At 39.9% G+C, this 12,080-nt stretch carries 9 protein-coding genes; 2 read left to right on the forward strand and 7 right to left on the reverse strand.

What is annotated here, in order from left to right; genetic code table 11:
• Nucleotides 1–16: 16 nt before the first annotated feature.
• From HR060_RS09405 to HR060_RS09435, 7 genes are all read right to left on the reverse strand, one after another.
• Complete coding sequence (locus HR060_RS09405; protein ID WP_174200050.1) at nt 17–910, reverse strand: phosphatidate cytidylyltransferase; 894 nt, start codon at nt 908–910, stop codon at nt 17–19.
• Nucleotides 882–1,643, reverse strand: coding sequence for a polyprenyl diphosphate synthase (gene uppS, locus HR060_RS09410; protein ID WP_174200051.1), 762 nt, complete (start codon nt 1,641–1,643; stop codon nt 882–884). The genes HR060_RS09405 and uppS overlap by 29 nt, the downstream gene beginning before the upstream one ends.
• A 148-nt stretch (nt 1,644–1,791) precedes the next feature.
• On the reverse strand, nt 1,792–2,349 hold the full coding sequence (frr, locus tag HR060_RS09415) for a ribosome recycling factor (protein ID WP_174200052.1): 558 nt from the start codon (nt 2,347–2,349) through the stop codon (nt 1,792–1,794).
• A gap of 13 nt (nt 2,350–2,362) precedes the next feature.
• Nucleotides 2,363–3,100, reverse strand: a complete 738-nt coding sequence (pyrH, locus tag HR060_RS09420; protein ID WP_174200053.1) for a UMP kinase — start codon at nt 3,098–3,100, stop codon at nt 2,363–2,365.
• 60 nt (nt 3,101–3,160) lie between these two features.
• Nucleotides 3,161–4,009 carry a translation elongation factor Ts gene (gene tsf / locus HR060_RS09425; protein WP_174200054.1) on the reverse strand — a complete coding sequence of 283 codons (849 nt, stop codon included), beginning with the start codon at nt 4,007–4,009 and terminating at the stop codon, nt 3,161–3,163.
• Nucleotides 4,010–4,099: 90 nt separating this feature from the next.
• The gene (rpsB, locus tag HR060_RS09430; protein WP_174200055.1) at nt 4,100–4,831 is read right to left on the reverse strand and encodes a 30S ribosomal protein S2; all 732 of its coding nucleotides are present in this window, start codon (nt 4,829–4,831) and stop codon (nt 4,100–4,102) included.
• A 362-nt stretch (nt 4,832–5,193) separates the two neighbouring features.
• Nucleotides 5,194–8,343, reverse strand: coding sequence for an EAL domain-containing protein (locus HR060_RS09435; RefSeq protein ID WP_174200056.1), 3,150 nt, complete (start codon nt 8,341–8,343; stop codon nt 5,194–5,196).
• Nucleotides 8,344–8,702: 359 nt separating this feature from the next.
• Between HR060_RS09435 and HR060_RS09440 the strand changes: the two genes are divergently transcribed.
• Nucleotides 8,703–10,733, forward strand: coding sequence for a TonB-dependent receptor plug domain-containing protein (locus HR060_RS09440; RefSeq protein ID WP_174200057.1), 2,031 nt, complete (start codon nt 8,703–8,705; stop codon nt 10,731–10,733).
• A 27-nt stretch (nt 10,734–10,760) separates the two neighbouring features.
• A complete protein-coding gene (locus HR060_RS09445; RefSeq protein WP_174200058.1) occupies nt 10,761–12,023 on the forward strand; it encodes an HmuY family protein in 1,263 nt (420 codons plus the stop codon).
• Nucleotides 12,024–12,080 lie beyond the last annotated feature (57 nt).

The following is a 12,080-nucleotide window of genomic DNA, read 5'->3' on the forward strand; positions in this document are numbered from 1 at the left end:
ACAGATTTAAACTACTTTAACTAACGAAAAAAAACAAAAAGGCAAAGATAGGTAGTGCGGCAGTTAAGCTATCGATTCTGTCAAGAATACCGCCATGCCCAGGTAAAATAGTTCCACTATCTTTAACACCGGCTTGTCGCTTGAGCATACTTTCTAATAAATCGCCAAGGACCGAACTAAAAATAACAGCCAAGGCAATTAAGCTAACTTGAATGCCAGAGAGTTCACTGAGTAAGCTTGTCTGCGCGACCAAAAACACAACGGCAAAGGCGGCAACTAAACCGCCAAACATACCTTCCATTGTTTTTCCTGGACTGACATTCGGCATCAGCTTATGTTGACCAAATGCTTTACCAGCAAAATAAGCGCCGATATCAGCAGCCCAAACCAAAGCAAATACGAACAATAATAACCAAGCGCCCGTTATCGCTTCTGATTCATAGCCATGGCTTCTAATTGCAATTGCTGCAATCCATGTTGGCAGTAAAGTCACTAAACCAAATAAGCCTTTTAACCACGCAAAACTTTTCCAACCATGGGCAGATCTTGGGTAAGTGAGCACTAAACCAAGCGCTGCAATCCACCATGAAGCTGCCGCAATAAGCGCGTATTCGGTATATGCAGAGTTAAGAATATGATCGGTTGTGTGGTAAAGCTCGTAATGATTGAATAAGTAAGCCATTAGGCCAATAACAATGGCTACCAAAGACAGTCTGAGTCTCTTTTTAGAAAACCCGATAAATGGTCCCCATTCCCAAGCACCAATGGCAACAACAATACCCGTAAAAATTGAAAAGCCCCAAACTGGCAATTCAAATATTGAAAACAGCGCAATAGGCAAAAGTATCAATGCTGTTGCTATTCGCTTTTTTAAAGATGAGTTATTTTTTTTGTTGTTCAATTTGTTCACCCGTTAGTCCATAACGACGATTACGATTAGCAAAACACAATGAAGCACGAGCAAAACACTCTTCATCAAAATCTGGCCAGTACTCTTCAGCAAAGAAAAGCTCCGCATAAGCGACTTGCCATAGTAAAAAGTTACTGATTCTATGCTCACCACCTGTTCGAATTAGTAAATCCAAATCAGGTAATTCGCTTAAACAAGTCATCTGATGTAATTTTTCTTCAGTGATTTGTTCTGGGTTTAATTCACCAGCTTTAACTTGCTCAGCAAGTTTAGCGGCGGCTTGGCTAATATCCCAACGGCCGCCGTAATTAGCAGCAACATTAAAAACCAAACCTGTGTTGTCTTTTGTTAGTTCTTGAGCCTTGATGATTTGTTTTTGTAATCGCTCACTGAAAGCAGAAATATCACCAATGATCTGTAACTTTACATTGTTCTTATGCAGGTTTTTAACTTCTTTACTCAATACCAACATGAACAATTCCATTAGTAAACTGACTTCTTGTTCAGGGCGTTTCCAGTTTTCACTGCTAAATGCAAATACAGTTAAAGCTTGTACATTGTGTTGACGGCAAAATCTCACGGCATTTCTGACAGATTCAACACCCGCTTTGTGACCAAAAGCACGTGGTTTGCCCTGTGCCTGGGCCCATCGTCCATTGCCATCCATAATAACTGCGATATGGCCAGGTAAATCAGATTGAGGAATTTCAGCTAATTTTTCTAATGAAGACATTCAGTTTCCAAACTTGAATCGTTTAACTCATTTTTATTTTGTGCCGCAATATACCATTGTTCGTTGTAAGAACGTAGAAAAAGCACGGCTAAAAACGAAAAAAGCGCCGCAAATGGTGACATTTACGGCGCTTTTGAAAATCGTTAGATTAGATTTCCATCAATTCTTTTTCTTTGTCTGCTAATAAAGCATCGATCTCTTTAATCGCTGCATCAGTGATTTTTTGTACATCATCTTCACCTTTGCGTTGCTCATCTTCACTGATCTCTTTTTCTTTTTGAAGATCTTTTAGTGAGCCATTTGCATCACGACGAATATTACGAACAGCAACACGGCCACCTTCAGCTTCAGCACGCACTAACTTGATTAAGTCTTTACGGCGCTCTTCTGTTAATGGTGGTAAAGGAATACGAATGATTGTACCAGCTGAAGCAGGGTTTAAACCTAAATCTGAAGATAGAATTGCTTTTTCAACAGCTTGAATCATCGACTTATCAAAAACCGTTACAGCTAATGTACGAGAATCTTCAACAGTTACATTGCCCACTTGGTTTAACGGTGTTGGAGCACCGTAATATTCCACAGAAATACCGTCTAATAATGCAGGGTGCGCACGACCTGTGCGGATTTTAGACATTTGAGACTTTAATGCCTCGATACTTTTTTGCATACGCTCTTGCGCGTCTTGTTTTATTTCGTTGATCACGTCGATTACCTGCTTATTTTGCTAAATTTTCTTCATGGTCGATCACTGTACCTTCTTCGGCACCCATGATCACATTTTTTAATGCACCTGGCTTGTTCATACTGAATACACGAATTGGCAAGCTGTGATCACGAGCCAATGTAAATGCAGCCAAGTCCATTACTTTTAATTCTTTTTCTAACACTTCGTTGTAAGTAAGGTGGTTATGTAAAACCGCATCTGGGTTTTTAGCAGGATCATCAGAGTAAACACCGTCTACTTTGGTACCTTTTAAGACAGCATCCGCTTCAATTTCAATACCGCGAAGACAAGCAGCTGAATCTGTCGTGAAGAATGGGTTACCTGTACCTGCAGAGAAAATAACCACTTTGCCCGCTTTTAATGAGCTGATAGCTTCTGCCCAGTTGTAGCTATCACAAACACCTTTTAAATCAATCGCTGACATTAATCGAGCGTTTACATAAGCACGATGAAGCGCATCACGCATAGCAAGACCATTCATAACCGTTGCTAACATACCCATGTGATCGCCTACTACACGATTCATACCTGCTTGTGCTAAACCAGCGCCACGGAATAAATTACCGCCACCAATTACAATACCGACTTGGATACCAAGCTCAACTAATTCCTTGATTTCTTGAGCCATACGATCCAAAACTTTTGGGTCGATGCCAAAGTCCTCATCTCCCATTAAAGCTTCACCACTAAGCTTTAACAATACACGACGATATGCTGGTTTAGAATTCATTTATTTTTCTCTCTGCTAAAAATAAGCCGCTCAGTGAGCGGCTTAACAATTCAAGTGAAATTAAGCTTTCGCAGCTGCCATTTGAGCGGCAACTTCTGCAGCGAAGTCTTCTTCTTTCTTCTCGATACCTTCACCCACTTCTAAGCGAACGAAAGTAGAAACTGAAGCGCCTTTCTCTTTTAAGAATTCGCCAACAGCTTTTTTAGGTTCCATGATGAAAGCTTGACCAGTTAGTGAAACTTCACCAGTGAACTTCTTCATGCGACCAGTAACCATTTTCTCAGCGATTTCTTGAGGCTTACCTTCGTTCATCGCGATATCGATTTGGATAGCTTTTTCTTTTTCAACAACGTCAGCTGGTACGTCTTCTGGGTTTACGTACTCTGGCTTAGAAGCAGCTACGTGCATTGCGATGTGCTTTAATGTTTCAGCATCACCTTCACCAGCAACAACAACACCGATATTAGCACCGTGGCTGTATGAAGCTAAGTTAGCGCCATCGATGTACTCAACGCGACGTACGTTGATGTTTTCACCAATTTTAGCAACTAAAGCAACACGCGTTTCTTCGAATTGTGCTTTTAGAGCTTCAACATCAGTTTTTGCAGCAACAGCAGCGTCAGCAACTTCGTTAGCAAAACCTAAGAAGTTAGCATCTTTAGCTACGAAGTCAGTTTGACAGTTAACTTCTAATAATGCAGCGAAACCTTCGCCTTGCTTGATGATAATAGTACCTTCAGCAGCGATGTTGCCTGCTTTCTTAGCAGCTTTAGCTTGGCCAGACTTACGCATGTTTTCAATCGCTAATTCGATATCACCATCAGTCTCAACTAAAGCTTTTTTACAATCCATCATACCAGCGCCAGTGCGCTCACGAAGTTCTTTAACTAAAGCAGCAGTAATTGCCATCTTTTTTATTCCTCGTTAAAAATGTGCAGTTAAAAAATAGGGGCTATTCGCCCCTATTTACAAGGTTAATATGTAGTTATTGCAATCTTATTATTCAGCAGCTTCTACAAAACCGTCTTGTTCAGCTTGAACTTCGATGTTTTGCTCACGGCCTTCTGCAACTGCGTCAGCAGCAGCGTTTAAGTATAACTGGATTGCACGGATTGCATCGTCGTTACCAGGGATAACAAAATCTACACCGTCAGGCTTAGAGTTTGTATCAACAACAGCTACAACAGGGATACCTAAGTTGTTCGCTTCTTTGATAGCAATGTGCTCGTGCTCAGCATCGATTACAAAAATAACATCCGGTAAGCCGCCCATGTCTTTAATACCGCCTAAGCTCTTTTCAAGCTTCTCCATTTCACGAGTGCGCATTAAAGCTTCTTTCTTAGTTAGCTTCTCGAATGTACCGTCTTGGCTTTGAGCTTCAAGATCTTTCAAACGCTTGATTGATTGACGAACTGTTTTCCAGTTAGTCAACATACCACCTAACCAACGGTTGTTTACGTAGTACTGGTCACATTTTAAAGCAGCTTCTTTAACTGCGTCGGATGCAGCACGCTTAGTACCTACGAATAACACTTTACCTTTCTTAGCTGAAACAGTTGATAACTCGTTTAAAGCAGCTTTGAAAAGTGGAACTGTTTTTTCTAAGTTGATGATATGAATTTTGTTACGCGCGCCGAAGATGTACGGCTTCATTTTTGGTTCCCAGTAACGTGTTTGGTGACCGAAGTGAACACCTGCTTGTAGCATGTCGCGCATTGAAACGTTTGGCATAATAATTCCTCTAATATTGGGGTTGAGCCTCCACGCACCCATTGATTCCGACCTATCGATTATTAGACATAATCAGGCACCCCGGACAACGTTATAGTACGTGTGTGATTTCTCAGTTAATGATGGAAAAACCCATCGGTTTATTTTATGTGTTCTCTGACAATTCAGATAACGGCGCGCTTTATACCATATAGCTGGTAAAATCACAATCTAATACGTCATTTTTAGCACTTTTTTGTTTTGCCCAAACTGTAAAAACTAAGGTAGTAATACGGGCAAAGTCGATGGTAAGAAAAATCCGTTTTGTGACTTGTTTTTCAAAGAGAAACAAGTCACAAATTACAATGAGTAGAGATTGGAATTTATTGGCGGTTTAGTAACTTAACAAAGTCTGGCACAGGTACCGGTTTACTAAAGAAGTAACCTTGGTACTCTTCACAGCGCATAACGCCCAATTGTGCCTTATGTTCCGCAATTTCTACCCCTTCTGCTACAACAGATAAATTCAGAATATGGGCCAGTTCAATAATGGTTTTTACAATTTGCTGATCTGTCGTCGATTCGTGCATTTCCATGATAAAACTGCGATCAATTTTCAGAATATCAATCGGGAATTGCTTCAAGTAATTTAACGACGCAAAGCCAGTACCAAAATCATCTAGCACTAAGGTAAAGCCTAGCGACTTGATCAGATTCATTGTCTTGATTGCCGCATCGAGATCAGTCAATAACATGCTTTCGGTGATCTCAAGTTTCACACGAGAAGGTGCTATTTGATATTCAGTTAATTTGTCCGATAAAATTTGGATTAATCGCTCTGGCTGAGCAAACATTTTCGCAGATAAGTTAATCGATACAGGACCGAAATTAATACCCTCACCTTGCCAAGTAGCAATTTGCTTAAAGACTTGATCAATAACTAAAATATCAATTTTTTCAATCATCCCTGACTTTTCGGCCAATGGGATAAATCGGTCTGGAAAAATCATATTACCGTCAGCCGGTAACCAACGAATAAGTGCTTCAGCACCAGCAATGGTATTGTGAACTACATTAACAACAGGTTGGTAGTAGAAAATAAATTCATTATTTTCGATGCCGCGTAACAAGGCTTGTTCAGTTGCAAGTTCTGATTCAACTTCGTCATTCATCACTTTTTCATAGAAACTAAAGTTGTTAAGCCCTGAACTTTTCACATCAAATAACGCTAAAGCAGCCTGACGAATTAACTCTGTCGCATTAATACCTGACTCAGAGGAGAAAATCGAAATACCCATACTGACTGAAAGATTAAGCAAGTTACCTTCAATCTCAATGGCCTGCTCGAATAAATTAATAATTCGATTTGCAACAACTGCCGCACCGAACTCTGGTTCACTTAATTCAAGCAAAATGTGGAACTCACCACCAGATACATGCGCAATTACATCGCGTTCTTTAAGGCAGCTTGCCAAAGTAACGGCAACGTGTTGAATAACTTTATCGCCAAGGTCATGGCTAAATGCTTCATTGATTTTCTTGAAGTCGTCTATGTCAAAAGCAATGACAACAGGGGCTTGTTTATCTGAGCGATAATTGACACATGCACGCTCAGTAATTTCACGAAATAGCTGGGCATTCGGTAATTTAGTTAAATCATCATGTGTCGATAACTTAAGTAACTCTTCCTGTGCTCTTCTCTGCTCACTGATATCACGAAACACACCTAAGTAATGTGAAATTTCATCGGTATCATCAAATATCGCTTCTACTTCTAATTCTAACGGGTATATACGCCCCGATTTAGACTGATCATAAAGCTCACCACGCCAGCGCATATCGCGATCTGCACTGGCCTTGATTCGATTGGCCAGCTCTCCATCTTGGCCTTCTACTTCGGCAAATTTAACTTTTTTACCGATGACATTTTCTTCACGTGTTTTATTAAGTAGACAATACGATTTATTGACAACTTGTATATTAAAATCACCATCAGTGATCCAAACCGCATCAGAGGTATTTTTAAACGCAAGAGAAAGCAAATCTAACTGCTGCTCTCTAGAGGCAATTTCTTCATTGTGCTGAATAAGGCGCTTTTGCTCTTTTAAGCTGTATCGTCTAGAGAAAAGTAAAAGTGCAAAAGCCGTCGCCGAGAAAGCAACAAACATAATGAAGTATTGCTTTGTTTGTTCAGAGGTAAGTTTGGTTTCTTTGATCTGATTTTCAGCTTTGAGTAACTCAATTTTTTTCGACTGCTCATCCGCCTCGTATTCAGCCTTTAGCTTATTGACGGAATAGCTTTGTGCTTCTTGTTTAAGTTCGATGTTGATTTGATGATATTGTTTAAAATGTTCAAGCGCTTTATCGAACTCCCCCATTTTGTCGTAACTTTGGCTCAGCCATTCATGATACAGCGCCTGCGGTCGTCTCATGTTTTGCGCTTCGTAATAAACAAGTGCCTGAGATTGTAATTGAATGGACTCACTGTAACGTTTTTGAATATGTCTCAAGTTACCTTGAGTACCAATAGCACTCATTATCAGGCTTTCATCTTGTAGAAAACGTGCTATGGACAAGCCCTCATTAATAGCAAGCTCAGCCTTACCCGATTGATTCAGCTCAATATACGTATCGGCGAGACCAATCAAGGTATTCGACTTGATACGCAAGAAGTTATCAATTGCAGGGTTAGCTAACGATTTAGTGAAGGAATTTAACGCTAAGTTGTAGGCTTTTTTCTCTTTAAAATAGAGACCTTGATTGGTTAAACCTCTTAGGTATTCTTTATGGTCGCCTAATTTTTCTGATTGTTCGATTGATTTAGCTAAAAAAGAAAGCGCGGCATCGTAATCATTTTGTGCCCAAGCAATTAAAGATAAATTATTCAGGGCTTTTGCCTTGCCTTTTAAGTTGCCAGCACTATCAAAAATGGTACGCGCTTTAGCAAACAATACTTGAGCTTTAGTATATTCATCGGTGATAAAGTACGAATAACCGGCGCTGTTAATGAGCTCGCCGTATTCAACCGCAGAAATCACTAATGACTGGCTTGCTAGTTTAGTTTCATCTACATATTGAAATTGGTATTGATAAGGTTCAATGATCGTACTGGCCAATGCCAGTGCTTTTTGATCATTATTACCAAAATACAAATACTTAAATTGGGCTAATTGAACATAAAACCGCAAAGCCACTTGGCTATCACTCGAAGCTTTGTCTTGGTACTTTTCTAGTTTCTTTACCCAAAAATCGAAATCAAAGCGGTTTTGCTGCTGCGCATGGTAAGTAATAATTTCAAAAAGGCTATATAAATGTAGATTGGTCAGCGGTTGTTCTTTACGGCGTGATTCATAAATCTCCAGCCACTTTTCGAGTTTAAACTCATCAAGCGTTTGATAATCATTCTTTAACTGCTGGAAGGATTTAATCAAAGAAACGTTAGAATAACGAGCTTGTTCAGAAACGGCATCGTTAGCCAAGCTAGCATGACTGATAGCAAATAAAGAAAGAACAAAAAAGAAAAACTTAAACATGCAACTCATCATAAAAAAAACAAATCAAAAAAGCACAAAGCATGCTAAGCACTTAAATTCGATATCGCAAATGAATAGTAAAACTAAAAGTAACAAATAACAGCATAAGTTACATTCAGTATTTATCACTTAATTTATTGTAAATCTTACCATTAATAACAGATCTTAACGCTAACTACATTAGACTTTAGTCCAAGCTTTTACAAAAAATTACAAAAACACTACTTACTCCTTTGTAACAACTGGTCAAACCACACCCACTAAATGCGAATAATTATCACTTGCAAAAAATAAAAGCAACCATATAATGCGCACGCAAATCATTATCATTTACCTTAACTTTTGCAACGGTATTAAATATGCGGCTTTTAAATACGATCTCTCAGGCAATTGCTTTAGCATTAGCTAGCCCTATCGTTTTAGCTGCAACGGATGCAGATTCAGATACTCAAAAGGATGCACAAGAAGAGTATCAACACACAGAACATATCGTTGTTTCTGGTACGCGTACACCCAAGCTTTTATCAGATTCTCCGGTTTCAGTTCAGGTAATTGACGCTAAGACCATTGATGTTTTAACCACAGGCACCTTAGCGCAGGCGTTAAACTATATTCAAGGCGTAGTAGTGACTCGCAGTGTTAAAGATGGTTACAACATCCAAATGCAAGGTTTCGACGGCGACCATGTTTTAGTGCTAGTAAACAGTCGCCCCGTTGTATCCCCTACAGGTTCATCAACCGATCTCGACCAAATTAGTACTAATGACATAGTGCAGATAGAAGTAGTGCGAGGAGCCGCTTCTGTGATGTACGGTAGCTCTGCTATGGGTGGTGTGATCAATATTATTACGAAAACACCAGATGAAAACAGTGCCAAGATCAGTTACGAGCTTGCTCACTTTGATGACAATGCAATTAGTGGCGATGAATACGGTCATACTGCAAAGTTAAGCACAAGCATCATTACAGGTGAATGGGCTAACAGCCTCAATATCTTATATATAGATAACCCAGGTTTTGATTATGACAAAACGACAGTTAATCAAGATGCAGGTGGCAATGAAAAAAGCTTTGTTAATTTTTCATCTAGTAAAGAGTTTGAGCCATTAACTCTGACACTAGCCTACCAATACTTAGAAGAAGATAAATCTAGAGCAACGAGTCAAATACCCGGCCAAGATAAATACATCAGTTATTTGTCAGAAGTTGAACAACATCAATTTGATATCAACCTAGCAAGTGCCATTTTTGATAAGGCACAGCACAAAACAGCTCAAACAAGCTGGCAGTTAAATGGTCGTTACATCAACCATGAAGAAACAAGTGGTCAATCAAATAGTCTGCGTGATACCGAAATAGAGCTGATTGAACTAGATGGACAGCATGTTTGGTCAGGAAGTTCACTGGAAGTCGTCGCCGGTGGCGTTGCTCATGTTGATACATTAAATCAAATAAAACCAAGCTCAGGTTCAGTTGAAATTGATGATGAATCAAGACAAAGCGTTGAAGCTTACCTGCAATCTAATTGGATTGATAAAGATTACCAAATCTTAGCGGGTCTTCGAGCTCAACATGATTCTGATTTTGGCGAGCACAGCGCAATTCGTATTTCAGGCATGATGAATTTGGGCAATAAGGAAAACCGTGTCCAATGGCGAACAGGTTTGGGGCAAGGTTATCGCGTACCAAACTTAAAAGAACGCTTCTACGTTTTCGATCATTCAAACTTAGGTTACAAGGTATACGGTAATGAAGATTTAAAACCAGAGGAATCATTAAGTTTTAACAGTACTTTGAGCTATGAAACACTGGTTTTTGAACAATCCAGCTGGCTATCCTCTGCTGAATTATCCGCAGAGATAAATCTGCACTATACCCAAACCGAAAATTTCATTGAAACCGTCATTGATGCAGAAAAGTCAGCTGAAGAAGGTTTAGAAATATCGACCTACGAAAATATCAGTGAGGCCACACTACAAGGCGTAGATGTCAGTACCGAATTGAGATTCGATAACTGGTATGGACAACTTAATTACAGTTATTTAGATGCCAGAGATGAAAACGGCCAACGCCTTGAAGAAAGACCTTACCATCAAGTTAAAGCGAATTTAGGCTATAGCAATCTAAACCAAGATATCGATGCACTTTTATACCTTGTCTATCAGGCTAATGAATCATACAGCAACAGTTTCACACAAAGCATCGACAACGAATGGGTGACCGTAAACTTTAGTTTCACCCATGGCATAACCGACAACCTATCTTGGCGTTTCGGTATCGAAAATATTTTTGATGAACACTCATCCCCAGTCGCTGACCAAGAACAATTATTCGATGCAAGAGAAGTGTCGAGTCGTCGTTTCAGTCTTGGCGCCAGCTACAAATTTTAATTATTAACCGTATTAGAGGAGTAAAAGATGAATAAACAATTAACGTTAACAGCCCTACTCGCATTAACTTTGGGTTTAACAGCATGTGGTGGAGGTGGAAGTAATAATGGCTCTAACCGTGATAAAACCCCAACTGCAACAGAGACAGATACGCAAACTGAAACAGAGACCGAAACGGAAACGAGTACAGAGACTGAAACACAAACTGAGACTGAAACTGAAACACAAACTGAGACAGAAACTCAAACCGACAATGATGTACTCGTTGTGGATTTAGCCAGCGTGTGTGCTAGTGATGAGGCGGTCTATGTTGATTTAGGAGCAAAAGCCGTCGTCGATAGTACCAGTGATTGGGATATCAACTACCCGTGTAATGAAAGTAAAACGGGTGGTACTTTTGATGCGCACATTGCCAGTGATGCAACAGCCTTACAAGATTTCGACAATCATTATGCTGGCATCGACCAAGCTGCCCTTCCTTATTATGGTTTTAAAGAAGATGAATATCAGGAGCTCGCTGTCAGTACCGCTTTTACCAACGATTGGTATCAATATGGTTTAGCCGGCGGTCATTTGTTGTGGTCTGAATACGGTGTGTACATAGTTAAAAATCAAGGTAATTATTACCGTCTTCAAATCACTAGTTACTACAACAATGAAGGCACGTCAGGTCATTACAATTTCCGCGCAGGCCAAATTGCAACAACAAATGAAGATACTATCGAAGCGGTAACCGATTTAGATACTGGTGATATTTACGGCCCTTACTCAACAGGTTCAACACAAGCACCTAATCGCGTTTATTTTGATTTAGATACCATGAAAACGGTATCAGCAGATGATGCTTGGGAAGTTGCTTTTGAAAGAACGTCTGTGTTGTTAAATTCATCGGCCAGTATTTATCACACCAACAATAATGCCGACTTTTTTGATGCCGAAGGTAAAGCTATCGCTGATCAATTCACGAGTGCATCTGCTGCATCTGAACTGGATGATTATTTAGCCGTTACTCATAACAGTATTCCTGCTGATAGCGATATGTTTGCTGCTGATGTATCAGAGCACATCCTTGATGGTTTTTATCACTATGACTTTATGACACATATTCTAACGCCAGCTACCGAGCATTACTTCATTGTAAATTCTGACGGTATTTTCTCTAAGTTCCGTGCTGTAGCGATTGAAACGGCTGGCCGTTCAATGGGTACGATCACATTAAGTATCGCCAACCAATATGAAGGTGAAACCGCGTTTGAAGCCGAGCCGATAATTGAGCAGAGCGCTCAATAGTTGAGGCAACACGAGATGAATTAATCTCATGCTGAACACTCAAGGATGACGCGACAG

Source organism: Marinifaba aquimaris (genome assembly GCF_013328345.1).
GTDB lineage: Bacteria > Pseudomonadota > Gammaproteobacteria > Enterobacterales > Alteromonadaceae > Marinifaba > Marinifaba aquimaris.

Excerpts from the sequence above, each read along its gene's own strand:
- pyrH (WP_174200053.1), bottom strand. The coding sequence starts at position 3,100 with ATGAATTCTAAACCAGCATATCGTCGTGTATTGTTAAAGCTTAGTGGT.
- uppS (WP_174200051.1), bottom strand. The coding sequence starts at position 1,643 with ATGTCTTCATTAGAAAAATTAGCTGAAATTCCTCAATCTGATTTACCT.
- HR060_RS09435 (WP_174200056.1), bottom strand. The coding sequence starts at position 8,343 with ATGTTTAAGTTTTTCTTTTTTGTTCTTTCTTTATTTGCTATCAGTCAT.
- rpsB (WP_174200055.1), bottom strand. The coding sequence starts at position 4,831 with ATGCCAAACGTTTCAATGCGCGACATGCTACAAGCAGGTGTTCACTTC.
- HR060_RS09445 (WP_174200058.1), top strand. The coding sequence starts at position 10,761 with ATGAATAAACAATTAACGTTAACAGCCCTACTCGCATTAACTTTGGGT.
- tsf (WP_174200054.1), bottom strand. The coding sequence starts at position 4,009 with ATGGCAATTACTGCTGCTTTAGTTAAAGAACTTCGTGAGCGCACTGGC.
- HR060_RS09440 (WP_174200057.1), top strand. The coding sequence starts at position 8,703 with ATGCGGCTTTTAAATACGATCTCTCAGGCAATTGCTTTAGCATTAGCT.